This window comes from Sorangium sp. So ce367, assembly GCF_051520455.1.
In the GTDB taxonomy this organism is placed as follows: Bacteria; Myxococcota_A; Polyangia; order Polyangiales; family Polyangiaceae; genus Sorangium; species Sorangium cellulosum_B.
This window is the reverse complement of sequence record NZ_CP150334.1, coordinates 1,252,716-1,278,136: the sequence shown is the minus strand read 5'-3', so window position 1 is coordinate 1,278,136 and position 25,421 is coordinate 1,252,716. Positions and strand designations below refer to the sequence as shown.

Sequence of the window (25,421 nt, the reverse complement as noted above, 5' to 3'; positions counted from 1 at the left end):
CCGCTGCCTCCTTCGGTGATAGCGCCCAGGCGCTCGACAGCGCCCATCCGCCGGCTCGCGGTGCCCCCGTCCAGGCCGCCCGCACCTCAGAGTGCCAGAGCACATTCACCTGATATGAAAATCCTCTTCCTGGGCGCTAACCCTTTCGACACCACCCGCCTGGCGCTCGATCGCGAAATCCGCGAGATCACCCGACGGCTTCGCGCCAGTCCCCACGCCGAGCGGTTCGAGCTGGTGCACGAGTGGGCGCTGCGCGTCGGAGACATCCAGGCGGCGCTCTTGAGGCACAGGCCGCAGGTGGTCCACTTCTCCGGGCACGGACGCGCCGGGGTTGGCCATGCAGGCGGCCCCGCGGGAATGACCCGCGATCTGCCTACGACTGAGCCAACCACGGGCAATTGCAGCGAAATTCTGGTGGAGAACGACGCTGGCGCCGCGGTGCCCATCGCAACCTCGGCGCTGGCCGAGCTGTTCCGGATCGTGGGCGGGGTCCGCTGCGTGGTGCTCAATGCGTGCCATTCCGCCGCTCAGGGAGAAGCCCTCCGGAAGCAGGTGGACTTCGTGCTGGGGATGGGCCACGCCATCCAGGACGAAGCGGCGATCGCCTTCGCCTGGGCCTTCTACCAAGGGCTAGGGTTCGGGGAGCCGGTCGACAAGGCGTTTGAGCTCGGCAAGAACCAGATTCACCTGGCCGGCTCGCTCGACATCGATGTGCCGAAGCTCCTGGTACGCGAGGGCATATCCCCGGAGCACATCCGTCTGCCGCTTCTGAGCGCTGCCGAGCGCCCCCCCGCGGCCGCTGCAAGCCTCGACAGGCCCACATCGGGCGCCCGCGGCGAGGAACCCGACGTTTCCCAGGCGAAGCCGCTGAAGCGTCGCTCGCTGCTCGACCGTCGGCTAGCTGCCGAGCTGATCGTCTCGTATCCGCCGCAGGCGGGCTCGCGCCGCGTCGACGCACGAAGCCAGCGCTCAAACCTGTACGCGCTGAGCCTCTTCGAGAACGTCCTCATCGAAAACCAGTTCGGGAGCATCCTGGCGGGGCTCGTATCCGGGGATCAGCTGCTCGAAGAGGCCGTCCTGTTCGTGACCGGCGACGCCGGCGACGAACCTCCGGAGCTCCTCAAGGCCATTGACGAGGCCTCCCGCGCCTGGCTGAGCGATCCAGGGTTTCAGCTCGCCGCGTCCGTGTACGGGCGCTCCAAGCGCAGCATGAGCGAGAGCCTCGCGGATGCCGTCGCATACCTCCGGCGGATGCTGCTGCTCGCACGGCGCTTCGACGCCGCCATCGTCCCTCACCCCGATCGCTGGCGTCTCTACGAGCACTGGTTCGAGAGCTGCATTCAGCGCGCCTCCGGCGCTGAGCCGACGCGGACCATCATCCCGCTACCCGAGCCGGCGGCGGCTGCGGCCGAGGCGGTATCGATGGAGCGCTCCGCCCAGATCGCGCAGATCGACCCCGGGGCGCCTGGCGCGGCGCCGCCCGTACGTCTGATCCGCTACGGCCCCATGGTGTATCCCTTCCCGGCTGCGTACGCGAAGCGACTCGCCCCCGCCGCCGTCACGACCTACCCGGCCTTCACCTATGAGTTCTGCACCGCCGGCAGGACGGAAGGGCCCCGATGAGCCGAGAGGACGACCTGCGCGAGCTCCTACGAGGACGATCTCGCAGGGGTGCTCAAGGAGGTACTGCGCCTGGAGAACCGTAAGCTCCTGGGGCGCGTGCTCCCTGCGGCGCAGACACAGCACGTGGCCCACGCCCGATCCGGACAAGATGATACCGCTATGCGACGAGGTGAACGCCCATGCCCGGATCAGGGGAGAGTTACCTGGCCCGTTCGTGCAAAGGTCGCACGAGCTCGCCAGGATACGATGGCGACGCGGGAGCTTCAGCGCTCTCCCGCTCTGCTCGAGGAGGCGAGCGGCCCGTCGATCACTTCGAGATGACCTTCGTGCACGTCGCACCGAAGTCGACATAGCCGACCGGGCAGCTCCCCCAGCACACGGGGCCCACGCCGCTGTAGCCGGAGGCGCAGGCCGGATAGCAGAGACCCGCGTCGTATTGCTGGCCCGCGCCGCAGCTCGTCGGCACCGAGCCGGCGCCGCGCCCGTAAGAGCTCTTTCCGAAGATATGCGCGTCGCGCCGGCACGTGCAGCCGTCGTTGCTATACCCCGCCGGGCACGTGGAGCAGCCCTTGGCGAAGGTCAGGCCGCAGACGTCGTACCAGGGGCACGCGGAGTTGTTGGCGTTGATGATATGCGCGTCGCGCCGGCACGTGAGGCCGTCGTCCGAGTACCCGGCCGGGCAGCTCTGCCAGCACACGGGGCCGACCCCGTAGTAGCCCGACGCGCAGGCAGGATAGCAGAGACCCGCGTCGTACTGCTGGCCCGCGCCGCAGAGCGTCGGCACCGCGCCGACGCCGCGCCCGTAGCTCGGCTTTGCCACCGTGGAGGAGCACGTCGCGCCGTCATCGCTGAAGCCGGGCGGGCAGGCCGGCACCGCGGCGGGGGCCGGGACGGCGGGGTTCTGCACGTGGAGACGCGCCTGGAAATCGTAAAGGCTGTGGATCGCGCCGGGGTTCGCCTCCAGCACCTGGATCATCGCGCTGTCGCCCACGACATCGGACAGGTCGAGCAGCGCGTTGGCGATGCGCTTCTCGTTCCAGTCCCGGTACTGGCTCGACGGGCACGCGTCCCCGCTGCCGCAGAGGCGGCCGCGCGTGCCGACCCGGGCTTGCTCCCAGTAGTCCGCGAAGCCCTCGTTGAAGGCGTACCCCTGGTTGGCGATCTCGGAGCCGTCGTGAGAGCGCCCATAGACATAGGCCACGTCGTCACCATTCCAGTGGTTCAGATCCCCGTCGGCGACGTGCCGCACGCTGTGCCCGAACTCGTGGGTGATGACCCGCCGGCGCTCCGCGGCCGTGCTCCCCCAGGTGCTCGTGAGGAAGTCCGTGCGAATGTTGATGTAGTCGTAGAACGTGAAGGGCGTGCCCACGTAGACCCCGCTCCAGCGGAGCATGCGCAGCGCGTGCGCGGGCGGCTGGGCCCCGCGGGCGGCGTGGAAGTCGCTCAGGGTATCGACGCCGAGCCGCCAGAGCTCGCAGTCGACGCCGCTCAGCGTGACCACGTCGACGTCGAGATCGCCGCTCGAGCGCGGGCTGCCAGCGACGTCGGCCCCCTGGCTCCGCGGCGCGTGCAGCTCGTCCATGATCGTGAGCGGCGTCGTCACGCCGCTCGAGCTCACGACGCCGTCGTACGTCACGTCGAGGTGCACGCTCGCGCTCGCGATCGACGAGATGGGGATCCTGAAATCGCCGTTCGCGTCCGTCACGCCGCTCCCGAGGCCGGGAATGCTGACCGGCGCGAACGCGATCGCACTCGTGATCGTCCCCGCACCGTCCGGCGCGGCGCACTGCAGGCGCCCGATGACGGACGTGGACGGCGGTACGCAATGGAGGCTCGTCACCTCCCCGACGCAGATCGAGTCCCACTGGGTGGTACAGCAAAACGGGTCCGCCGCGCAAACGCAGCTCTGGACGGCCGCGTCGTTGCAGCCGGCGAACGAGTGCGGGTTCACGCAGTCGTTCACCTTGAGCTCGCTCTCGGCCTCGGCCGTCGATTCGGCCTCAGCCTCCCGCTCACCTGGATCGCCGAAGCCCTCCGAGCCCTCATGATCGCCAGAGGGCTCGGCGCCCTCGGGGACGGCGCACGCGGCGAACGCCCCCGCGGCGAAGAACAGCACGGCGGACGCACAAACCCTCGCCATCCCGACGTCTCGTGTCGATGACATGCCCCTCTCCTTGGTGTGGTCTGGACCGCTCCATGTCGTCCAGCCACCCCAGGTACGCGGGCCAGGTTGGGTGGTTTCGCGCGATCGTCCAGTTTCGCGATGGCCGGACGAAGCGACGGCCGGGGGCGCGCCGCGCCCGCCGCGCCGCCGGGCGCCGGCGGCGCCGACTACCGGTTGACGGCGCTCACGACGGCCTGCCACTCCGTCGAGAACGAGCCGTCCGTGCGCTTGATGTCCGTCCCCGTGTCCCACAGCACAGGAACGACGCCGCGCGACTTCGCCGCCTCCACCACCGACCGCATCCACAGCGTCCGCGACGCCGGCTCACGGGGGTAGTTCGTGCCCAGCGTGACGCCGAACTCGCCGAGGATGATCGGGAGGCTCCGCTGCGCGCTGAACGCGCCGAGCGTGTCGAACTTGCTCTTCAGCTCCGCCTTCTCGGGCTCCGTGCCCCACGTCGTCTTGGGGGAGCCCCAGCTCTCCACCTTGTCGAGGCCGCAGAAGGTATAGGGCGTATAGTAATGGATCGAGAGGAAGAGGCTCTTCGTGCCGGCCGGATCGGTCGGCGCCTTGAAATCGCCCACACACGTCCTGTCGATGTCCGTCACGAAGCCGGCGATGAGCAGGGCGCGGCTCGCGTTGTAGCCGCCCTGCTCTCGCACGGTGGTGACGAAGATCTGGTTCATCTCGTTCAGGGCGGCGTAGTCCGGCGTCCCGCCGTCCTGAACGCCGTTGACCCAGTAGTTCCCCTCCTCGTTCATCCCCTCGAGGATCAGCTTGTGACCGACGTCGCTGAAGGCCGTGGCGATCTGGGTCCAGTAAGATGCGAACCTGGTCTTGACGCCGTCGGTGAGCTTGTACTTGTCGGCGTTGTCCTCGTTGTAGATCCAGCCCCCATCCCAGTGGATGTTCACGATCGAGTACATCCCTGCGGCCTCGATCCAGCCCACCACCTCCTTGACCCGGGCCATCTTGGTGGCGTCGATCGTGCCATTGACGGCGTAGGTGTCCCAGGCCACGGGCACGCGCACCGTCTTGATGCCGTGGCTGGCCATGCCGTTGATGAACGTCTGCGTGATCAGCGGCTGGCCCCAGCCCGTCTCCCACTCGGTGGTGTTCTCCAGCGTGTTGCCGATGTTGGCGCCGATGCCCATGTCGGGGACCATGGCCGCGGCGTCCACCGGCGTCGCTGATCCGCCGGTCCCGCCGGAGCCCCCGACTCCCCCCGTTCCGGCACCGCCCGTACCGGCACCACCCGTACCGGCGTCGCCCGCACCGGCGCCGCCCGTCGCGGCGTCGCCCGCACCGGCACCGCCCGTGCCGGCGTCACCCGTGGCCGTACCTCCGCCGCTGCCCCCGGTGGCCCCTCCGGAGGCCGCGCCTGCGCCCGACGTGACATCGGGATCCGTGGAGTTGCAAGCGACCAGCCAGCCGAGAATCGAGAAGAAAGCAAGTCGATACGCGTGGGTCATGGGTCCTCTGCGGGTGATGGAAAGGAGCTCGTCTCCTTCCGGTTGCGCTGCGCCCCTGCCAGCCTTCACAAATCGCACGGACGCTCCCGGACCGCGATCCACGCCGGATCCTGGGAGCTTAAGCTCGGCCTTCACGACCAAGGGGCGGCTCGCTACCAGGGCGCGGCTCACCGTCGCCCTGCCGCCGCGCGCGGGCGGGGCGCCCGCCGGGTGCAGGAGTTACCGGGATCAGGCAAGAGTTACCTAGCCGGTCGTGCAAGAGTTGCACGAGCCGGCCAGGGGGACGCGTCACGCTCGCTGGAGCGCGCTGCGCCCGCGGCGCGGGCGCAGGCACGCAGGCTGCTACGACGACAAGGCCTGAGCGCTTCGCAGGGTTCTCGAACACCCGATGACGGAGCGGTCACGTCCGCCGCATCCGCCTCGCATCTTTCTTCTGCCGCCTCCTGTCTTCCGTGCGCGCACACCCGCGGACGCGGGCGAGGACGGCAGATGCATGGCGAGACGAGCGAGGACGCTCCCTGCTCGCAGCCCGAGGAGATCCGCTTGCCCGACGCCAACCTGACGACATCCGCCCTCAACTCCGCGCTCGGCGGAGAGATTCGGTGCCTCCGATCCGTGATCGCCGCGCTCACGCCGGTGATTCACGCGCGGGTCGGCCGGGCGCTCCACCGGCGCCGCGCGCGGTTCGCGGGTGGCGCCGACGACCGCATGGACGACCTCGTGCAGGACGTGTTCGTCGAGCTGTTCCGTGACGACAGCCGGGCGCTCCGCGCCTGGGATCCGGCCCGCGGATTGAGCCTCGCCAACTGGGTCGGCCTCATCGCCGACCAGAAGGTGGCCGCGGCCTTCCGCTGCCGGAAGCGGCAGCTCGACGCCGCGGCGCTGCCGCTCGACGACGCCCCGGAGGAGGGCGCCCGGTCCGACGACGATCCGGAGGCCAGGGTGCTCGCCCGCGACGCGCTGGAGCGCCCCCTCGGCCTGCTCCGGGCGGAGCTCAGCCCCCTCGGGCTCTCGCTCCTCGAGGCGCTCCTCATCGAGGAGGAGCCGATCGCCTCGGTCTGCGCGCGGACCGGCATGAGCGCCTGCGCGGTGCAAGCCTGGAGCAGCCGCCTCAAGCGGCGGTTCGCGGAGCTGGCCGCCGGGTGCGGCGAGCACGCGCGGAGCGGGCCCGGAGGACGGAGCAGGGCGGCCTCGCTCTGCGCGTGAGCGCAGCGGCCTCGCAGCGCGCCGCCGCAGCCCTCGGGCCGGGGCACCACGATGGGCCGAAGCCTCACGGCCCAGAGCCGCTCGGCGCCCTCCAGGGTGAGCGTCAATCGATCCCCTTCGATGCGAAGCTGCACGGCGACAGTCTAGCTGTTCGCGATCGCCAGGCGAGCAGCTGCCGCTGCCAGATTGCCGCCATGGTGAAATGCGGCGATAAAGAAAACGATACGCGATGTCAGATGTGGCGAGCGTCGCGCATACTCCTCTATCGACGACGGCGAGGCGCCCGGCCCCAAGGTGAAAGCGGCGGCTCGCCCCTCACCAGAACGATGGGAGAAGACATCATGTTTCATGACACGAACCTGCGCTCGATGAAGATGCACCTTTGCGCGCTGCTCGCGACGACCGCGGCGCTCACGACGCTCCTCTCCGCGTGCGGCGCCCCGCCCGTGGGCGATCTCGATGGCGCCGAGCTCGATGGCGCCGAGGAGGAGAACCTCTCCGAGCAGGCGGATGAGCTCGCGGGGCCCGCGGGCGGCCGCCTCACCTGCGCTGTCATCCGCTGTATGGACGGGTTTGTCTGCGAGGAACGGAAGGGGAGGGCCGCGTGCGTGCCCGCCCCGAAGCGCCAGTGCGTGACCGACGCCGACTGCAGCCTCGTCGACAATTACTGTGGAGGCTGCAACTGCGACGCTGTCCCCACGGGCACGGCCGCGCCCAAGTGCCTGGGAGACGAGGTGGCGTGTCTGGTCGCGCCGTGTGCCGGCCTCACCGCTTCCTGCCAGGCCGGAGCGTGCGTGATCTCGAACGAGCGCTGAGCGGAGCCCCCACGACGACGTACCGAGCCGTCGCTCGCCCCTGCGCGGCTCGCCGTCGCCCTCGCACCACGCCCCGGCGCTAGAGCGGCGGTCACCCTGGATCGCGCCCGGGGATCTCCGGCCGCACGCGCACGCTCTTCCACCGCGCGAGCTGAACGAGCCCGGCGGGCGCGCCCCGCGGCTTGCTCACGTCCCCGGCCCTGCAGACGTGGACCTCCACCTTGGCGGCGCTCCGCGCCTTCGAGTACCACGCGGCGGCCGCCGCGGCGCGCTCGACCACCTCGCGCGGGACCTCCACGCGCTCGGGGTTGCGCACGATCACGTGGCTGCCCGGCGTGCCGCCGGCCACGTGCAGCCAGAGATCGTGCGGCTCGGCGATCTCGAAGGTGAGCGCGTCGTTGTCCTCGTCGCCGCGGCCGACGAGCACCTCGAAGCCATCGATCGTGAGCGTGCGGTACGGCCGCCCCTTGCTGCCCATGCCGGCCCCCGCCGTCAGCCGGGCGCGGCGCCGGCGCCGCGTCCGGTGCCCGATTGCGCGGGCCTCGCCGGCGCCCTCGCCTCGCCCGCCACCTCGGCGTCGAGCCACGCGAGCAGGTCCCGCACGACCTCCTCGCGGTTGATCTCGTTCAGCATCTCGTGGCGCCCGCCGGGGTAGAACCGCTGCGCCACCCGGCGGAGACCGGCGGCGCGGTACGCCTCGATCATCTGGGTGACGCCCTTGAGCAGCCCGCCGACCGGGTCGCGAGAGCCGGAGACGACGTAGAGGGGCAGGTCCTTCGGGATGCGCGAGAGCCGCTCGGGGCGCGCGAGCGCCGCCATCGCGTCGAGCAGGTCGACCCAGAGCGAGGTCGTCGCCGGGAAGCCGCAGCGGGGATCGGCGATGTACTCGTCGACCTCGGCGCGATCGCGAGAGAGCCAGTCGAAGGGCGTGCGCGTCGGCGCGAACACCTTGTTGAAGCTGTCGAAGCTCATCGTCTGGAGGAGCTGGCTCTTGCCGCGCTCGCCCAGCCGCCGCCGCTCGGCGCGCGCCACGAGCCGGCCCGCGTCCACGAGCGCGTTCGCCTTGCCCGCCGCGCCGGAGAGCACCGCGCCGTCGATCGAGCCGCCGTGCTCGATCAAGACCTCCTGCGCGAGGGCGGCGCCCATGCTGTGGCCGAAGAGGACGACCGGCAGGCCGGGGTGCTCGCCGCGCGCGCGCGCGAGGAGCTGCGCGAGATCGCGGACGACCCGCTGGAAGCCGCCCTGGCTCGCGAAGAAGCCGAGCTCGTCGCTCCCGCGCGCCGTCGCGCCGTGGCCGCGGTGGTCGTTCGCGTAGACGGCCCACCCGTCGGCGCAGAGCGCCTGCGCGAGGCGCGCGTAGCGGCCCGCGTGCTCCGACATGCCGTGCGCGACGTGGACGACGCCGCGCGCCCCGCCGTCCGGGAGCCAGCGGTACACGAAGAGCTCTCGGCCATCGTCCGCCTGAAACGTGAAGGTGTCCGCGGGCATCGCGGGCCGACCCTACCACCGCTCCGCGCGCGTCTGACCACGATTCTCGACGCTTCCGCGCCGAAAGGAGTTTTCGGTACGGTCCTCCATGGCATGAGGTTCGCACAAAGGCCGGCCATGCCCGAGCGCCGATCGTTGCCCGTGCTCTCGTTGCGCGACACCGTCCTCTTCCCTGGGATAGCGACGCCCATCACGGTCGGACGGCTGAAGACGCTGCGCGCGGTGGAGGCCGCCCTCCGGGTCGAGGGAGAAGACAAGCGCATCTTCGCGGTCGCCCAGCGCGACGCCGCCGAGGAGCCCACCGCGGGCGGCCTCTTCTCGATCGGCGTGATCGCCCGCATCACCCAGGTGCAGCGGTTCGGGTCGGGCCTTCAGCTCGTGCTCTACTGCGAGCGGCGAGCGGCCGCGCCCCGCTACACCGAGGTCGACGGCGTGATCCGCGCCCCCGTCATCGAGCTCGCCGATCTGCCCCTCCGTCCAGAGGAGGACGGCGCCCTGGAGGCGCTCTCCCGCGAGGTGCGCGAGCGGGCCGTCGAGTACGGCCGCCACCGCGGCGCGCCCGAGGACGTGCTCAAGCAGTTCGTCGGCAGCATGTATGGCCCGGCCGAGCTCGTGAACCACATCGCCTTCTACCTGGACCTCCCGACCCCCGAGAAGCAGGCGCTGCTCGAGATCCTCTCGACGGAAGAGCGGATGCGCAGCCTCGCGCTGCACCTCTACCGGCAGATCGGCATCGTCGAGACCCAGGAGAAGATCAGGACGACCGTCGAGGAGGAGCTCGGCGAGCGGCAGCGGGAGATCTACCTGCGCGAGCAGCTGCGCGCGATCCAGAAGGAGCTCGGCGAGGAGGACGACGAGAACGCCGCCGCACGTCTTGAGCACAAGCTGCAGCGGGCCAACCTGCCGGCGGAGATCCTGCAGGAGGCCCGGCGCGATCTCGCGCGCTTGCGGCGCATGGGGCGGGAGACGTCGCCGGAGGCGCAGGTCCTCATGACGTGGCTCGAGTGGGTGGCGGATCTGCCCTGGAACCAGCGCACTGACGACCATGTCGATCTCGATCGCGCGCGGGCGATCCTCGACGAGGATCACTACGGCCTGGGCGACGTGAAGGACCGGGTGCTCGAGTTCCTGGCCGTCCGCAAGCTGCGCCTGGAGCAGGCGAGGAGCGAGGGAGAGCGGAGCCGCGCGATCTCCCGCGGGCCGATCCTGCTCTTCCTCGGTCCGCCCGGGACCGGCAAGACGTCCATCGCGGAGTCGATCGCGCGGGCGCTCGGGCGCAAGTACGTCCGCGTCTCGCTGGGCGGGGCGCGCGACGAGGCGGACATCCGCGGCCACCGGCGCACGTACGTGGGCGCGATGCCTGGCCGCATCCTCCAGGGGATCAAGCGGATCGGCTCGAAGAACCCGGTGATCGTCCTCGACGAGGTCGACAAGCTCGGCGCCTCTTACCAGGGCGATCCTGGCGCGGCGCTGCTCGAGGTGCTGGATCCGGCGCAGAACGACGGCTTCGTCGACCACTACCTCGGACTGCCGTTCGACCTGTCCGAGGTGCTGTTCATCTGCACGGCGAACTTCCGCGAGACGATCCCCCCTCCGCTGTTCGACCGGATGGAGCCCGCGCTGTTCGCCGGGTACACGGAGCAGGAGAAGCACGAGATCGCCCGGAAGTACCTGCTTCCCCGGCAGCGGAAGGAGTGCGGGCTGCGCGAGGAGCAGCTGCGCGTGACGGGCACGGCGATCGGCGGGATCATCAGCGGCTACACGCGCGAGGCGGGCGTGCGGCAGCTGGAACGGACGCTCGGCTCGCTGGCGCGGAAGGCCGCGCGGCGGATAGCGGCCGGTGAGATCGAGCGGGCTGTGGTGGGCGCCGACGACGACGTGAAGGAATTGCTCGGCCGCGCCAGGATGCGCCTTGAGCGGAGGCTCCAGTACGATCAGCCCGGGGTCGCGACCGGCATGTATTACACGCAGATGGGTGGCGACATCATGCACGTCGAGGCGAGCGTGATGCCCGGCAAGGGCGATTTCGTCCTCACGGGGCAGCTGGGCGACGTCATGAAGGAGAGCGGCCGCGCGGCGCTGAGTTATGCGCGAGCGCACGCGGCGGAGCTCGGCGTGCCGTCCGATCGGCTGCAGCGGCGGGACGTCCACATCCATGTTCCGGCGGGGGCGGTACCGAAGGACGGGCCGAGCGCGGGTGTGACGATGGCGGTGGCGCTGGTGAGCGCCCTGTCGGGCAGGCCGGTCAGGAGCGACATCGCGATGACCGGGGAGATCACGCTTCGCGGGACGGTGCTGCCGATCGGGGGGATCAAGGAGAAGGTGCTGGGGGCGCACCGTGCTGGGATCTTCGAGATCCTGCTGCCGGCGGACAACGAGGCGGATCTCGACGATCTGCCGGCCGAGGTGAGGAGCTCGCTCGAGTTCTACCTGGTGAACACGCTCGACGAGGCGCTCGCGCTCTGCCTGCGGCTCCGCTCGATCCGCCTCGAGGCGCCCGAGGAGATGCCGCACGCGCGGGCGTCCTGACGCGCCTCAGGTGGGCGGCGAGGAGGCCGGTGCACCGGCGGCGCCGAGGGCATCGGCCAGCGCGGCGGCTGCGGCTGCGGCGAAGGCGTCGAGCGTGGCGGGCTCGGTCCAGCGGGTCGCCTCGCGGGCGTCGAGCGCGTGGTGGGTCTCGACGAGGATGGAGGGCATGGAAGGGCGGCGCAGCACGAAGATGCGCTGTCCCGGGGGGCGCCGGTCGAGGAAGACGCCGGGCTGGGCGGTGTCCGGCGCGTACAGGTCGCTGTATGCGGCGCCGTCGTAGGGCAACAGGCCTGCTTCTTCCATGCGCCTCGCAAAGCCGCGCGCGAGCGCGAGCCGGAGGGCGCAGAGGGCGGGATCACCTTCGTCGGACCACAGGACGGCGAACCCCGGCGCGGCGAGGCTGAGCGGGCACTGGCGGCCCTGGCCGGGCGACCACGTCTCGGTCCTGCCGCGCACGTCCGAGTGCAGGCTGACGAAGGCGTCGGCGCCCCACCGGGCGGCGTCCTCGACGCGCTCCGCGTAGGGCAACGGACGGTCGCCGGCCCTGCCCACGCGCGCCTCGAAGCGCCCGGTGGCGTTGAGCCGCTCGGCGAGGGCGCGCGCCGCGGCGAGGGTGAAGTCCTGCTCGTCGACGCAGAAGCAGGAGAGGTTGCCGGTGTTGCCGGGGGCGCCATGTCCGGCGTCGAGGTAGATGCGGCGGACCCCGAAATCGGGCGGAAAGACGGCGGAGGGGGCGACGACGCGGGCCCCTGGAAACGGCCACCCGCTCGGCGCGATCGGGAGCTTGAGGGCGCGCCGCGCCGCGATCTCGCGCGGGGAGCCCGGGGCGAGCGCCCGTGAGAGGGCGGCGGCGCCGGCGGCGCCGGCGAGACCGAGGACGAGCTTCCTGCGCGAGATCACCGCGGCTCCGCTTGCTATCAAAGGCGAAGCGCGGCGTCAGGTTCTCGGCAAGCGAGCGTGGCCGAGGTGACGAAGGGGACGTGACATGGCGACATCCCGAGATCGCCCGGGACGTCCGAGAGCTCGTGACCCGGCGTGCCCCGCACCTCGGCCGGAACCCCGTTACTGGGCCGGCGTGTAGCAGACCTCGAGCTTCGGCCGGGGGGCGATGTTCGTTTGCTCGCTCGATCGGATATCGGTCCGACCGTTCACGTCGTGGAGCGCGACGCCGTGGTTCGGGGAACCATCCACCCAGGACTGGACGAGGGCCGCCACGTTGGCCGTCACGACGGCGCTCGCCTGGGCGACGGTGGTGATCGAGGCCTCGACGGCCGGGTTGTATCCGGGGAAGTTGCCGGCGTGCACGGTCGACTCCTGCCAGGGGCCGTTCACGCGGTGCAACTCGATGGTGCTGGCGCTCGCCTTCCACGTGTGAGCCAGCGAGAGGGTCGCGGATTCGACGTCGGAGCCCGCCGGGATGAACGACAGATCGAAGGCCAGCACGCCCAGCTGCACGCCCTCCGGGAACGTGTTCATGACCATGTACGGGTAATCGCCGTACGGCCACGAGACGCCGGGCTGGATATGCGCATCCTGCACGCTCCCGTAGGTGCCGCGCTGCACGACCACGCACACGGGCTCGGCGGGCGGGGGGGGCTCGCAGGCGTCGCCGATGCCGTCGGCGTCGGCGTCGGCCTGGGAGGGGTTGGCCAGCGCCGGGCAGTTGTCGCACGAGTCGAACACCCCGTCCTGATCCGTATCGGCGGCGACCACGGTGACGTTATCGAGGAGCGTCCCCTGGCCGTTCGAGATGCCCAGGTCGTTGAACTGGAGGCGCGTCGTCGTGCCGGAGGCCACGAGGGTATAGGTGTAATTGACCCATGCGGTGCTGGCGGTCGTGAGCGTGGCCACCTGCTGGCCGCCCCAGACGACGCCCAGCACGTTCTGGCTCGCGCTCGTGCCGGGGCGCGCGGCGAAGGCGAACCGGAGCTGGTAGGTCGCTCCCGGGACGGTCGTGAGGTCCTGATAGATGCCGCTCGAGTTCGTGGCGTCCAGCTCGACGTGCTGGCTGCCGTGCGCGGGGCTCATGCCGTTCGAGTGGTCATGGATCTGGATCTGACCATAGGCGGCCTGCCAGCCGGTGATCGAGCCGTTGTAGATCGACGACGTGCCGGACGACACGTTCGGCGATTCGAAGCTGCCGTTCGTGACGATGTTGCCGGAGGGGAGCACCGAGCAGGAGACGAGCGCCGCCGCGCCCTCGCCGACGGCATCTTCGGTATCGTCGTGCGGCTCGGCTGTAGCCATGCAGCCGGAGATCATCGAGGCGAGCGCGAGCGCAGAGGCAGAGATCGACAGATAGGCGGTTCTCATGGGAGAGCTCCTCGTCGCGGCGCCGGCATGGCGGCGCCGCGCTGTGCGGCGAGCTGCCGCACGCTGTGGACTTAGAAAATACTTCTTACAAACTGGGCGATGCGGATGCGGTGCTCCATTTGCCCGAAGGCGGAGCGCTCAAGGAGTCATTCGTCAACCAGCGCGTGCGGCACGACGGCACAATGGGACGGCCGTTACCAGGCGCTCGCCTCCCGGATCGTGGCCGACCTCGACCTCCCTGGCCCCCAGGAGGATCTCACCCCCCTTGGGGGATGAGGGTCGTCGTCGGCCTGGCGATCGATGGATGAAGTCGGGCGAGCGCGGTCACGAGCGATTCTTGCAGCAGTCAGCCGTAGCGCTGTCTGGTTATATCATGAAATGGGCGCGCGGATCATCGTCTTTCGCACCAGCCAGCGCCGCGACGAAAAAGGCTGTCCCCCTGATCTCATGAGAAAGAGAGCCATGGTGGGCGCCGTGGGCGCCGAGGGAAGAGGAGAGAGCAAAAATTCTTCATCTCTCCTCTTTCCGCTGCGTTCCCGTGCGTTCCCCTGCGTTTCGGCGTCTCGGCGTCTCGGCGTCTCGACGTCCGCCTTGCCTCTACGATTCAATTTCGCCAGGTCACGGAACTGGGGCAAAATTGGTCACTGGGGCAAAATGGGGCGACCGGGCCCGCTCACCCCTCTCCCGCTCTCCGCATCCCGCAGCGGCAAGAGCAGCCCGAGGAAGACGACCGAGATCACGGTCCCCAGGGCGAACAGGCCGGCATAGCCGAGCCGCTGGGCGACGGCGCCCGAGAGCCACACAGCGGGCGATTTGCCGAGCACCTCCACGCTGGCCAGCAGCGTGTAGTGCGTCGCGCCGACCGACCGCCGGACACGCGACATCATGAAAGCGAACACCGCCGTCGTGAGGGCGCCGCCGAAGAGGTGCTCGGCCACGGTGACCGCGACGACGGCATTCGCTGTGGGCGCCCCCGCCGCGGCGAGGTACCACTCGCCCGCCATCGCGACGGTGCGCAGCGCCGAGGTCACCCCGACGGCGGCGAGCAGCGGGATCCGGTGCGACAGGAGGCCTCCCGCGAGCGAGCCGGCGATCGACGCGACCAGGCCGTACGTGCCCACCCAGAGGCCGATCCGGTGCGGCGGGAAGCCGGCGTCGACGAGGAACGGCTTGAACATCATGTCGACCATCGCCTCGCCGAGCTTGTAGGTCCCGAGGAAGGCGACGACCCAGAGCGCGCCAGGCGCCCGCAGGGCGGCGAAGACCGCCGCGAGCACCTCGCGGAGCGACCGGCGCGCGTGCGCCTCGGCCTCGCTCGCGGGAGGCTCGCGCAGCGCGAGCGAGGCCAGCGCCGAGAGGAAGACGAGCGCGGCCATCGCCCCGAACTGACCGCCCCAGCCGATCCAGGCGCTCGCCCAGACGAGCAGCCCGCCCGCGACGAGCATGCCAACCTTGTAGCCGACCACCTGCGCGGCGTTCGCCAGGCCGAGCTCGCCGCGCCCGAGCAGATCGATCGCGAGCCCGTCGACCGCGATGTCCTGGGTGGCCGCGAGCAGGTTCATCAGGAAGACCAGCGCGAGCAGGGCGCCGAGGTGGCGCGACGGCGGGACGAACGCGGCGGCCGCGCACGTGAGCGAGAGCAGCACCCCGAGCGGCAGGATCCACGAGCGGCGCCTGCCGATCCGCTCCCAGCCGTAGCGGTCGACGAGCGGCGCCCAGAGCGCCTTCGCCGCCCACGGGAGCGCGAGCGCGCCGGCGAAGCCCACGCCGGAGAGCGAGACGCCGCTCGCCCGCAGGAAGACGGGGAGCGCCGTCGCCTGGAAGCCGAACGGGATGCCCTGTGCGAAGTACAGCGCGGCGAGGGCGGCGATCGTGCCGGCGCGCGTTCGGTCTGCCACGACCGACAATCGTAACCGAGCGGACGAGCTTCGGTCGCCGGAAACACGGACACTTGCGTACGTTTCGATCTCGATCCGATCTCGATGAGCACGCCGCACCGACTCACCCCTTCTGCCGGCCGGACGAGCGCGCGCCCATGATCGCCGACACCTTCTCTCCGCGGTCGCTCGCGCCGGCGGGCGAGGTCCGGGTGCGGTGGCTGGGCACGGCGGGGTTCGCGATCGAGCACGCCGGCGCGGTGGTGCTGATCGATCCCTATCTCACGCGCGCTTCGCTCCTCCGTTGCGTGGTCGGCCGGCTCGTCCCCGACGTGGCCGCCATCGCGCGCCACGCGCCGCGCGCCGACGCCGTCATCGCGGGCCACACCCATTTCGATCACGCGCTCGACATCCCGGAGATCGCGCTCCGCACCGGGGCCACGGTCTTCGGCTCGCGCTCCGCGGCGGCGCTCTGTCGCGCCGCCGGCGTCCCCGCGGCGCGCGTGCGCGACGTCGAGCGCGCGCCGGGCGGCGAGCCCGTGGTCGCCGAGGTCGGCCCGTTCCAGCTGCGCTTCTTCCCGAGCGCTCACGCCCGCCTGCTGCTCGGCCGGGTCCCCTTCCCCGGCGACATCTCCGATTGCGACCAGGTCCCGCTCCGGGCCGAGCGTTACCGGTGCGGCGCCGTCTTTGCGGTGGAGATCCGGGTCGCGGACCGGCGCATCGTCCACCTGGGCAGCGCGGAGCTCGTCGAGGCGGGCCTCGATTGCAGGGAGCCCGACCTGCTCCTGCTCTGCGTGGCCGGCTGGACCACCTCGAGCGCTTTCCCCGAGCGCGTCGCGCGCGCCCTGTCGCCGCGCGCGGTGCTCTTCTCTCACTGGGACAATTTCTTTCTGCCCCTCGATCGCCCCGCCGTCGCGCTCCCCGCGATGCAGGGAGAGCGCCTGGCAGAGCGCCTCGGCCGGGCGTCGCGGGACGTGAACCTGGGCGTGCTCCCGCTGCTAGGCGAGGTGTGGATCTAGGTCGAGGCGTGTTGTTCCCTCGCCGTGCCTGAGGACTTTGTACCAGGGTGGGTGGGAGCGGGGATGCCGTCTTCCCCAGCCAGCGCGCTCCGTGCGAGGGGCCGCGCGGCGTCCTCTCGGCAGTCGCTTGCGACGATGGCGGAGCTCCGGCTAGATTCGCGCCCGCATGAGCGCTCCCCGTCGCTGGCCCTCCTCGCGCGCGAAGCGCTCGTCGCGGCCGCTCGCCATCACCCGCTTTGCTGGGCGGGCATCACAGCTCAGGTGAGGATACCTTGATTTCGTTCATCGCCGCCTTCAACCTGCCGGACGCGAGCGACCGCGATCCCGGCGCGTTTCTCCGCCGCGCGGCGCTCCTCGTCGGCGAGCGGATGTCCTCCATGGGCCCGGAGCCCCGGATAACGGTGGAGGTCCTGCCAGAGGTGGGCGGCGGGTGGGCGCTCCTCACGCCGGAGCCGGGGGCGCGGCTCGCCCTGCTCGATCAGGTGGTCACCGACACGCACGCTGTGCTGTTGTTCGGCGAGCTGCAGGGCGAATCCAGGGCTGCGCCCGCGAGGGCCGTCCTCCGCGCCTGGACGTCGGGCGGCGGGGACGCGGTGGCCGCGCTCGATGGCAATTTCTCCGCCATCGTCGTCGACCGCGCTGAGCGCACGGCCTCGGTGATCTCGGATCTGCTCGGCCGCCGGGCGCTGCGCACCCTGCACGCGGGCGGGGTCCTCTACGTCTCTCCGCACGACGTCGCGCTCGTGGCGACCGGGGCGTGCCCTGTCGAGATCGATCACGCCTCGGCGTGCTCGATCATCACCGCGGACTGGTCCATCGGCGGGCGGCCGCTGCTCGCGCGCGTCGAGCCGGGCGATCCGGCGCACTGGCTGCGCCTGCGGGGCGGCCGCCTGGAGCGGCTCCCCGCGCCGCTCGGGCTGTTCGAGCGCCGCATCGACGCCCGCGACGCGGCCGCGGTCCGGGAGCGAATCGACCGGATCGTCGACACCATGCGCGAGAACACGCGCTTCGCCGCGGCGGGCTGCGACACGGTGCAGGCCGACCTGACCGCGGGCATCGACAGCCGCGCGGCTTTTGCGCTGGTCGCGTCGATCGCGCCGGCGGAGCGCATCGTGGCCAAGACCACCGGCGCGACCGACAGCCTCGACGTGCGCGTGGCCAGGCGCATCGCCGCTCTCGTGGGCGTACGCCACGAGCACCGCGAGCTGGATCTGCCCATCCACGACGATTTCAGCCGTCACGCGGATCTCATCGCGTTTCACATGAACGGCGATTCCAGCGCCAAGCGCGCGATTGACAGGTATCCGAGCTGGGACGACCGCCCCCTGGGCTTCGAAGGGGGTGGAGGCGAGATCTTCCGTGGTTATTACTATGCTCGCCCTGGCCAATACACGCGGGTGGCCCGCGCCAACGCGGACGACGTAGCGGCCTTCTTCGTCCGGAAGTGGCGCCGCCCGACAGCGCTGAGCTTTCGCTCACCCGATCCTCTGGCCGCCGCCCGCGAGCGCACCCGCTCGGTGGTCGAGGCGATGTTCCGGCGCTCGCCCAACCTCCACGACGTGCTCGATCAATTCTACCTCTTCGAGCGGTATGGCCGCTGGGGCGCGATCACGTCGCGTTTCGCCTGGTGGAATACCTTCTCCCCGTACGCCAGCCCATCCCTCGTGCGGCTGGCGTTCGGCCTGCCCTCCCCGATTGGCATGCACGCAGGCCTCCACGACGCCATCGTGCGCCGCTTCTTGCCGTCCGCGCGCGGCATCCTCGTGAACGACAACTCCCTGCTTGCGCTCCAGGGGCCCGGGCTCTCACGCCTGCTCGCGCGCGATCTGCTCTATGTCACCGGCGAGGTCTGGCGAGCGGCGAGCGCGTGGCGCGGCCGCTCGGGCAAGAAGCGCCGCTCGGCGGACGCCATGCGCGCCGAAATGCTCGCGGGGCCGCTCCACGACCACGCGCGCGACGTGCTCCTCTCGCGAGACAGCATCGCCGTGGACCTGCTCGGGCACGAGTCCGTCGCCCGCCTGCTGGACGAGCACAGGGCGCGCCGGCGGCACCTGGAGACCCTGTGCAACCTCCTCAGCATCGAGCATTTCCGGCGCCTCGCCACGTCCACCGCCGCGGCCGCCTCCGGCCGCTGACACCGGGTCGCTCAGGGCCCCTCTCAGGGGCCCGGCCGCTGGGCGGCGCTTCCCGCGCGGCCGGAACCGTCCCTTGTCGACGCGCTACCAGCGCCCCGCCCCTCTCACGGCCCGGCGCGCAGGAACGCCACCTTGATCCGCTTCTTCCCCCACCCGGAGAACTTCACGGTCGCGATCGGATCCGCCCCGGGATCCACGCTCTCGACCACGCCCGGCCCGAACCGCTCGTGGTACACCCGCATCCCGCGCCGCAACGCGAGCCCCTCGCTGCCCTCGGCGCCCGGGTCGACCGCCTCCCGCTCGACATACCGCTCGCCCGGCGCCCGGTCGGGGCCGTCCATGCCGCGCGCCCTCGCCGGCTCGCCCTCCCGCGAGAACCGCGCCCCTGCGAACCGCTCGTCAGCCTGCGCCCCGGGCCTCCGCTCGCGGCCCTCCCACGAGCGCTCCTGCCGCTCCTGCCCGCCGAACCGGAGCCCGGGCGCGGCGTACCCGCCGCCCCCGCCGAAGCCGCCCTCGACCCGGCGCTGCGCCATCATGCTGGCGGGCGTCGCGATCGGGCGCACCGAGGCCGGCGGCAGATCCGCGAGGAAGCGGCTCGGCAAGCCGTAACGCGTCTGGCCGAAGATCGCCCGCCGCGCCGCGTGCGTGATCCAGAGCCGCTCGCGCGCCCGCGTGATCGCGACGTAGGCCAGCCGGCGCTCCTCCTCGATGTCGCCCTTGCGGTTCGGATCCTGGCTCCGGAACGGGAACAGGTCCTCCTCCATGCCGGTCAGGAACACCGCGTGGAACTCCAGCCCCTTCGCGGCGTGGATCGTCATCATCGCCACCTTGGGCACGTCCGCGAGCGCGTCGACGTCCGACACGAGGCTCACCCGCTCGAGGTAGCCCGCGAGCGTCGCCTCGTCGCCCGCGGCGGTCGCCTCCTGCTCGTAGTCGACGAGCGACTGCACGAGCTCGCGCAAGTTCTGGAGCCGCGCCTCCGACTCGACGCTGTCCTCCTGCTCGAGCGCCTTGGCGTAGCCCGACCGCGCGAGCACCTCCTCCGCCAGCGCGCTCGGCGACGCGCTCTTCGCCTCGGTCATGAGCCCGTGGATCAGATCGCGGAAGCCGAGCAGGCTGCGCTTCGCCGCCGACGCGAGCGGCGGCAGCTGGCCCCCCGGCATCGCCGACGGCGGCACCCGCCCCTCCAGGAGCGGATCGATCGCCTCGAACAGCGACACGCCCAGCAGGTCCGCCGCCTGGATGAGCTTGTCGACCGTGCTCTGGCCGATCTTGCGGGCGGGCACGTTGATGATGCGGTTGAGATCCACGTCGCTCTTGGGGTTCGCGATCACGCGGAGGTACGAGAGCAGGTTCTTCACCTCCGCCCGCTCGAAGAAGCGCGTGCCCCCGATGATCTGGTACGGGATGCGCGCCTCGCGCAGCACCTCCTCGAGCACACGCGACTGCGCGTGGATCCGGTAGAACACCGCGATCTCGTTCGGCGAGACGCCCTCCGCGATGAGCGCGCGGACGCACTCGACAACCCACGCCGCCTCGTCGTGCTCGCTGTCCGCCGCCACCACGTCGATCGGCGTGCCGTCCTGGTTCGCCGTCCAGAGCTCCTTCGGCTCGCGATCCGACGCGTGGCGGATCACGCCGAGCGCGCCCCGCACGACATGCCCGATCGAGCGGTAGTTCTGCTCGAGCTTCACCACCGTCGCGTGCGGAAAATCGCGCCGGAAGCCGCGGACGATCCGGACGTCCGCGCCGCGCCAGCGGTAGATGCTCTGGTCGTCGTCGCCGACCACGCAGAGGTTGTCGTGGCTCTTGCAGAACGCCCGGACGAGCCGGTACTGCACCTGGTTCACGTCCTGGAACTCGTCCACGAGCACGTGCCGGAAGCGCCCCCGGAGATCCTCGCCGGCGTAGCTCGTCGGGTCCTCCGCGATGCGCAGCACGGCGAGCAGCAGGTCGTCGAAGTCCACCGCGCTCGCCGCCTTGAGGTGCCGCTCGTACGCCTCGAAGCACCGCGCGATCGCGTCGTCGAAGTAGCCCTTCCGCTCGAACTCGGCGGGCCCCCGCCCCTCCTGCTTCTCCGCGTGGATGCGCGAGAGCACCTGGCGGGGCGGATAGCGCCGATCGTCGAGGTTGAGCTCCTTGAGCACGCGGTTCATGACCGCCCGCTGATCGTCGTCGTCGTAAATGACGAAGTTCTTGTCGAGCCCGGCCGCCTCGTGGTGCCGGCGCAACAGGCGCGCGCACACCGCGTGGAACGTGCCGACCCAGAGGTCCTTCACGATGTCGGCCCCGATGAGCCCCTCCAGCCGGCGCTTCATCTCGGTCGCCGCCTTGTTCGTGAACGTCACCGCCAGGATCCGGTAGGGCGGGACACGGTGCGTGACGATGAGGTTCGCGATCCGGTACACGATGACGCGGGTCTTGCCGCTCCCCGCGCCGGCGAAGATGAGGAGCGGCCCCGCCGCGTGGCTGGCCGCGCGCGCCTGCGGCTCGTTCAGCTCCTCGTAAGGGAGGCCAGGCTCGGGCGGCGGAGAGCGGTCGGCGTCGTGTGCGGCGAAACGATCCACACGGGGTCGCTAGCACGACCTCCGCGCGAGCGGGAGCCCGCCGAGCGCCGGAGCCCCCCGCGGCGCTCTCCTGCTTTTTCCCCGGCAAATCACGCCTGCTGGCCGTAATCTCGCACGCGCGTGCGCCTCCGGCAGAGCACCGGGGGAGCAGCGGCCCGGACGACCGGCACAGGAGAGACCATGCGCATCGCGCTCACGCACAACCTGAAGATCACGAGCTCCGCCGAGGAAGCCGAGTTCGACAGCCCGGAGACGATCGCCGCCATCGCCGGCGCGCTCGAGCGAGCCGGGCACGAGGTCGAGCGGATCGAGGTCAGCGGGCCGGCCTCCCGGGTCCTCGCCCGGCTCGAGGCGCTCCAGCCGGACCTCATCTTCAACACGGCCGAGGGCCACAAGGGCAAGACGCGCGAGGCGTTCTATCCGTCGCTCTTCGACGAGCTCGGCATCCCGTACACCGGCTCCGACGCCTACACGCTGAACGTCGCGCTCGACAAGTCGCTCACGAAGCGCGTCCTCGCGAGCTACGGCGTCGCCACCCCGCGCGCCCGCCTCGTCAACCGGACCACGCTGGAGAGCGGCGCGCTCGACGATATGAGCTTCCCCGTCATCGTGAAGCCGAACTTCGAGGGCTCCTCCAAGGGCATCTTCCGGGAGTGGAGCGTCTGCGAGGACGCGCACCACCTCGCCGAGGTCGTCGAGCGGCAGCTCGCGCGCTTCGAGGCGGGCCTGCTGGTCGAGCACTACATCGCCGGCATCGACGTCGCGTGCGCCTTCGTCGACGGGCTGAAGGACACGAGCCCCGCGCGCTCGAGCGGCACCGGGATCCCCGAGGGGATCCTCGACCCCATCGAGTTCGTGATCGATCCCCAGGTGCCCGGCAGCTACAACGTCTACGACTTCAACCTGAAGCACGCGAAGCCCGAGCACGTCACGCGCCGGCCCGCGCAGCTGCCCGCGGCCACGCTCGAGCGCATCCGGTCGCTCACCGCGCGCGTCGTGCGCGCCCTGGACCTCAAGGATCACGCCCGCTGCGAGTTCCGGGTCACGCCGTCCGCCTCGCGCAGCCAGGGCCACGACGTCCACTTCCTCGAGGTCGACGGGCTGCCCACCCTCCAGCCGGGCGCCAGCGTCTTCGTCGCGGCGGCGCAGCGCGGCGTCGACTTCGACGGCGTGATCCGGGCCATCGTGAGGAGCGCCTGCAAGCGGCGGGGGCTCCTGCCGCTCCTGGAGAGCAACCAGCCGCGCCGGTCGAAGCGGACCGCGCTCCGCGTCGGCTTCACCTACAACATGAAGCGGAGCGACACGGCCGCGGCCGACAAGGCGGGCCCCGGCACGATGCACGACCTGGAGGCCGAGTTCGACTCGCCGCGCACGATCCAGGCGATCGCCAGCGCCATCGAGAGCTACGGCCACACCGTGGTCCCGCTCGAGGCGACCCCGGACCTGCCGCGCGCGCTCGCGGCTTCCGGGGTCGACGTCGTCTTCAACATCGCCGAGGGGCTCCGCGGCCGCGGCCGCGAGGCGCAGGTGCCGGCGCTCTGCGAGCTGCTCGGCATCCCCTACAGCGGCTCGGACGCGACAACGCTGTCGCTCGCCCTCGACAAGGGCCTCACGAAGCAGATCCTGCGGGCGGCCGGCATCGAGACGGCCGAGTGGCAGGTGGTCACGACCGGGCGCGAGAAGCTGAAGCCGTTCCGATACCCGGTGATCGTGAAGCCCAACGCCGAGGGGACCTCGAAGGGGATCACCTCCGCGTCCGTCGTCAAGGACGAGGCCGCCGCGCGCGCCGCGGCGAAGCAGCTGGTCGATCGCTACCACCAGCCGGCCCTCATCGAGGAGTACATCACGGGCCGCGAGTTCACCGTGGGCCTGCTCGGCGAGCGGCGGCCGAAGGTGCTGCCGCCGATGGAGGTCGTCTTCGTCGACCCGCCCACCTACCCCGTCTACGGCTACGACGAGAAGCAATCGGACACGCCGCGCGTGCGCTTCGAGTGCCCCGCGCAGCTCACGCCGTCGGAGCTCCGCCGCGTCGAGAAGGTCGTGCGCGACACGTTCGCGGCCCTCGCGTGCCGCGACGTGGCCCGGGTCGATCTGCGCATGGCGAAGGACGGCAGGGTGTACGTCATCGAGATCAACCCGCTGCCCGGCCTGACGCCCGACTTCAGCGATCTCTGCGTGATCGCGAAGGTGGCGGGGATGGATTACCGGACGCTGATCGGCGAGATCCTGGCCGGCTGCCTCAAGCGCTACCGCGACGCCCGCGCCGCGGCGCCGCGGGCCGCGTTCACCGCGGCGGCGCCTGCGGCGGGCGCGGCCGCGCCCTCCGCGAGCGCGGCGATCGCCTCGCCGGCCGCCGACCCGGGCCTGCTGGCCGCGCCCGGCCCGGCGCTCGCCGGGCCCGCGCCGCTGCCGGCGGAGTCCGCGCCCCTCTCCGACACGGTCTCCGTCGCGAGCGGCGAGGTCGCCGGCCCATGAGCGCGCCCTCGACCGCGCTCAGGCGCCCTCGGCTGCGCGATCTCGGCGTCGCGATCGGCCGCTTTCCGACCGGTCCGGAGAACGCGATCACGGACATCCCTGGGGTGCGGGTCCACCACGTGACCAAGATCGAGGGCGAAGGCGAGCTCGTCCCCGGCCTCGGTCCGGTGCGCACGGGCGTGACCGCGGTCGTCCCGGCCGACGGCGACGTCTTCCTCGATCGGGTGTTCACCGCGAGCTACGTGCTCAACGGCGCGGGCGAGGTGACCGGCCTCTCGCAGATCAACGAGTGGGGCCTCTGCGAGACGCCGATCCTGCTCTGCAGCACGCTCTGCGTCGGCCGCGTCCTCGACGCGACCGTCGCGTGGCTCTCGCGCAAGCACCCCAAGATCGGCAAGGACTACGACGTCGTGATCCCGGTCGTCGCCGAGTGCGACGACAGCTTCCTCAACGACGCCGTGGGGCGCCACGTGGCGCAGGCCGACGTCGACGAGGCGATCGACAACGCCCGGGGTGGCCCCGTGGCCGAGGGGTGCGTCGGCGCCGGCACGGGCATGCAGACGTTCCACTTCGCGGGCGGGATCGGCACCTCGAGCCGGTCGGTCCCTGTCGGCGGGGTCGACGCCCTCGTGGGGGCGCTCGTGCTGTCGAACTTCGGCGATCGCGAGCTGCTCCGCGTCGATGGGGTCCCGGTCGGGCGGCTCATCAGCGACCGCTTCAACCACGTCCCGCGGCGGGGCCCCGCCGGCTCGATCATCGTGCTCGTCGCCACCGACGCCCCGCTCATCCATCGCCAGCTCGCGCGCCTCGCGCGGCGCGCCGCGCTCGCGATCGGCCGGACCGGCGGGTATGCGGCCAACAACTCGGGCGAGATCGTCCTCGCCTGGAGCACCGCGAACCGGGTGCCTCGCGTCCCCACCGAGCAGTGGAGCGCCCCCCGGTCGAGCCGCTCGCTCAGCGTGCACCCCCTCGCGCCGGGCCGGCACATGGCCGAGCTCGTCCTCGACACCGAGGTCGACGCGCTCTACGAGGCCACCGTCGACGTGGTGGAGGAGGCGATCCTCAACGCGATGTTCGGCGGCGTCGACATGACCGGCCACAGCGGACACCACGCCCCGGCCCTGCCGCTGGACGCCGTGGCCGAGATCCTGAAGCAGTACCGCCCCCCGCACCCCTCCGACCCGCCCCCCCTCTTCTAGCGCCCCCCTTCTCTCTGGCAAAAGCCCCGCCGAGCGGCGATCACCCGCACAGGAGACGGGCCCAGATCGGCGTTTTCGGCGCGGAAGCGCACTCAGGTGCGCTGAGCACCGAAAACGTCGAGATGGGCCCGTATCCGAAGCGGGTGCCCGCCGCTCATTCCGGATCACCGTGGAGGAGCCACTCGTGGGCTGCGTCCTCGTCCCAGAAGCGCCGGAGGACCTTGTCCGTGCCGCTCTCGCGCGCCACGCGGTTCAGCTGGAGCGCGACGATGTCGCTCTCGATGATCTCGGCGACCCGCATCACCCCGAGCTCCAGGCCGAACTCCTGGACGGCGCGGATCTTCTCCGCCACATCGGGGGACATCGGCCTGAACCCGCGGACATCGGCCTTGATCTTGATCCCCCGGCCCTGGAGGCTCTCGCACGCCTTCCTCAGCTCGCTGACGAAGTTCTCCATCTCCTCGAGGCGGACACGCCCCTCGAGGACGAAATCCACCATGGCGATGTTCCGGTCGACTTTGATCTCGAACACGTTGAGA

The 25,421-nt window shown here is 71.2% G+C and carries 18 protein-coding genes; 8 read left to right on the top strand and 10 right to left on the bottom strand.

The annotated features are described in order from the left end of the window. Nucleotides 1–15 precede the first annotated feature (15 nt). Complete coding sequence (locus WME97_RS04775; RefSeq protein ID WP_437549769.1) at nt 16–1,623, top strand: CHAT domain-containing protein; 1,608 nt, start codon at nt 16–18, stop codon at nt 1,621–1,623. 307 nt (nt 1,624–1,930) lie between these two features. Here WME97_RS04775 and WME97_RS04770 read toward each other — a convergent pair whose 3' ends face one another. Together WME97_RS04770 and WME97_RS04765 are read right to left on the bottom strand one after the other, a co-directional pair. After that, nucleotides 1,931–3,787: a hypothetical protein gene (locus WME97_RS04770; protein WP_437549768.1), complete on the bottom strand. Its 1,857-nt coding sequence runs from the start codon at nt 3,785–3,787 to the stop codon at nt 1,931–1,933. A gap of 167 nt (nt 3,788–3,954) precedes the next feature. Then, nucleotides 3,955–5,259, bottom strand: coding sequence for a glycoside hydrolase family 5 protein (locus WME97_RS04765; protein ID WP_437549767.1), 1,305 nt, complete (start codon nt 5,257–5,259; stop codon nt 3,955–3,957). 489 nt (nt 5,260–5,748) lie between these two features. On the opposite strand from WME97_RS04765, the gene WME97_RS04760 reads away from it, so the two are divergent. Then, complete coding sequence (locus tag WME97_RS04760; protein ID WP_437549766.1) at nt 5,749–6,465, top strand: hypothetical protein; 717 nt, start codon at nt 5,749–5,751, stop codon at nt 6,463–6,465. A 143-nt stretch (nt 6,466–6,608) separates the two neighbouring features. On the opposite strand, the gene WME97_RS04755 is transcribed toward WME97_RS04760, so the two are convergent. Further along, on the bottom strand, nt 6,609–6,815 hold the full coding sequence (locus WME97_RS04755) for a hypothetical protein (protein WP_437549765.1): 207 nt from the start codon (nt 6,813–6,815) through the stop codon (nt 6,609–6,611). Between WME97_RS04755 and WME97_RS04750 the strand changes: the two genes are divergently transcribed. Then, entirely contained in the window at nt 6,807–7,280 is a 474-nt protein-coding gene (locus WME97_RS04750) for a hypothetical protein (RefSeq protein WP_437549764.1), read from the top strand. The genes WME97_RS04755 and WME97_RS04750 overlap by 9 nt on opposite strands. A gap of 91 nt (nt 7,281–7,371) precedes the next feature. Here the strand turns inward: WME97_RS04750 and WME97_RS04745 are convergent, their stop codons facing one another. Together WME97_RS04745 and WME97_RS04740 are read right to left on the bottom strand one after the other, a co-directional pair. Next, on the bottom strand, nt 7,372–7,758 hold the full coding sequence (locus WME97_RS04745; protein ID WP_437549763.1) for an NFACT RNA binding domain-containing protein: 387 nt from the start codon (nt 7,756–7,758) through the stop codon (nt 7,372–7,374). A gap of 14 nt (nt 7,759–7,772) precedes the next feature. Then, a complete protein-coding gene (locus WME97_RS04740) occupies nt 7,773–8,768 on the bottom strand; it encodes a lysophospholipase (protein WP_437549762.1) in 996 nt (331 codons plus the stop codon). 117 nt (nt 8,769–8,885) lie between these two features. On the opposite strand from WME97_RS04740, the gene lon reads away from it, so the two are divergent. Further along, entirely contained in the window at nt 8,886–11,297 is a 2,412-nt protein-coding gene (gene lon, locus WME97_RS04735) for an endopeptidase La (protein WP_437549761.1), read from the top strand. Between the two features lie 6 nt (nt 11,298–11,303). Here the strand turns inward: lon and WME97_RS04730 are convergent, their stop codons facing one another. From WME97_RS04730 to WME97_RS04720, 3 genes are all read right to left on the bottom strand, one after another. Then, nucleotides 11,304–12,197 carry an N-acetylmuramoyl-L-alanine amidase family protein gene (locus tag WME97_RS04730; RefSeq protein ID WP_437549760.1) on the bottom strand — a complete coding sequence of 298 codons (894 nt, stop codon included), beginning with the start codon at nt 12,195–12,197 and terminating at the stop codon, nt 11,304–11,306. Nucleotides 12,198–12,359: 162 nt separating this feature from the next. Continuing rightward, nucleotides 12,360–13,610 carry a DNRLRE domain-containing protein gene (locus WME97_RS04725; RefSeq protein WP_437549759.1) on the bottom strand — a complete coding sequence of 417 codons (1,251 nt, stop codon included), beginning with the start codon at nt 13,608–13,610 and terminating at the stop codon, nt 12,360–12,362. Nucleotides 13,611–14,251: 641 nt separating this feature from the next. Then, entirely contained in the window at nt 14,252–15,508 is a 1,257-nt protein-coding gene (locus WME97_RS04720) for an MFS transporter (RefSeq protein WP_437549758.1), read from the bottom strand. Nucleotides 15,509–15,645: 137 nt separating this feature from the next. Here WME97_RS04720 and WME97_RS04715 point away from each other — a divergent pair, with 137 nt between their 5' ends. Both WME97_RS04715 and WME97_RS04710 read left to right on the top strand, forming a co-directional pair. Further along, complete coding sequence (locus WME97_RS04715; RefSeq protein WP_437549757.1) at nt 15,646–16,506, top strand: MBL fold metallo-hydrolase; 861 nt, start codon at nt 15,646–15,648, stop codon at nt 16,504–16,506. A gap of 272 nt (nt 16,507–16,778) precedes the next feature. Then, the gene (locus WME97_RS04710; RefSeq protein ID WP_437549756.1) at nt 16,779–18,641 is read left to right on the top strand and encodes a hypothetical protein; all 1,863 of its coding nucleotides are present in this window, start codon (nt 16,779–16,781) and stop codon (nt 18,639–18,641) included. A 104-nt stretch (nt 18,642–18,745) separates the two neighbouring features. Here the strand turns inward: WME97_RS04710 and WME97_RS04705 are convergent, their stop codons facing one another. Then, nucleotides 18,746–21,208, bottom strand: a complete 2,463-nt coding sequence (locus WME97_RS04705) for an ATP-dependent helicase (RefSeq protein ID WP_437549755.1) — start codon at nt 21,206–21,208, stop codon at nt 18,746–18,748. Between the two features lie 180 nt (nt 21,209–21,388). On the opposite strand from WME97_RS04705, the gene WME97_RS04700 reads away from it, so the two are divergent. Together WME97_RS04700 and WME97_RS04695 are read left to right on the top strand one after the other, a co-directional pair. Further along, nucleotides 21,389–23,683, top strand: a complete 2,295-nt coding sequence (locus tag WME97_RS04700) for a D-alanine--D-alanine ligase family protein (RefSeq protein ID WP_437549754.1) — start codon at nt 21,389–21,391, stop codon at nt 23,681–23,683. Further along, entirely contained in the window at nt 23,680–24,882 is a 1,203-nt protein-coding gene (locus tag WME97_RS04695; protein ID WP_437549753.1) for a P1 family peptidase, read from the top strand. The genes WME97_RS04700 and WME97_RS04695 overlap by 4 nt, the downstream gene beginning before the upstream one ends. A gap of 154 nt (nt 24,883–25,036) precedes the next feature. Here the strand turns inward: WME97_RS04695 and WME97_RS04690 are convergent, their stop codons facing one another. After that, nucleotides 25,037–25,414, bottom strand: coding sequence for an STAS/SEC14 domain-containing protein (locus WME97_RS04690; RefSeq protein WP_044963993.1), 378 nt, complete (start codon nt 25,412–25,414; stop codon nt 25,037–25,039). Nucleotides 25,415–25,421: the final 7 nt, after the last annotated feature.

Excerpts from the sequence above, each read along its gene's own strand:
- WME97_RS04770 (WP_437549768.1), bottom strand. The coding sequence starts at position 3,787 with ATGTCATCGACACGAGACGTCGGGATGGCGAGGGTTTGTGCGTCCGCC.
- WME97_RS04765 (WP_437549767.1), bottom strand. The coding sequence starts at position 5,259 with ATGACCCACGCGTATCGACTTGCTTTCTTCTCGATTCTCGGCTGGCTG.
- WME97_RS04760 (WP_437549766.1), top strand. The coding sequence starts at position 5,749 with ATGCATGGCGAGACGAGCGAGGACGCTCCCTGCTCGCAGCCCGAGGAG.
- WME97_RS04750 (WP_437549764.1), top strand. The coding sequence starts at position 6,807 with ATGTTTCATGACACGAACCTGCGCTCGATGAAGATGCACCTTTGCGCG.
- WME97_RS04755 (WP_437549765.1), bottom strand. The coding sequence starts at position 6,815 with ATGAAACATGATGTCTTCTCCCATCGTTCTGGTGAGGGGCGAGCCGCC.
- WME97_RS04745 (WP_437549763.1), bottom strand. The coding sequence starts at position 7,758 with ATGGGCAGCAAGGGGCGGCCGTACCGCACGCTCACGATCGATGGCTTC.
- WME97_RS04740 (WP_437549762.1), bottom strand. The coding sequence starts at position 8,768 with ATGCCCGCGGACACCTTCACGTTTCAGGCGGACGATGGCCGAGAGCTC.
- lon (WP_437549761.1), top strand. The coding sequence starts at position 8,886 with ATGCCCGAGCGCCGATCGTTGCCCGTGCTCTCGTTGCGCGACACCGTC.
- WME97_RS04725 (WP_437549759.1), bottom strand. The coding sequence starts at position 13,610 with ATGAGAACCGCCTATCTGTCGATCTCTGCCTCTGCGCTCGCGCTCGCC.
- WME97_RS04715 (WP_437549757.1), top strand. The coding sequence starts at position 15,646 with ATGATCGCCGACACCTTCTCTCCGCGGTCGCTCGCGCCGGCGGGCGAG.
- WME97_RS04700 (WP_437549754.1), top strand. The coding sequence starts at position 21,389 with ATGCGCATCGCGCTCACGCACAACCTGAAGATCACGAGCTCCGCCGAG.
- WME97_RS04695 (WP_437549753.1), top strand. The coding sequence starts at position 23,680 with ATGAGCGCGCCCTCGACCGCGCTCAGGCGCCCTCGGCTGCGCGATCTC.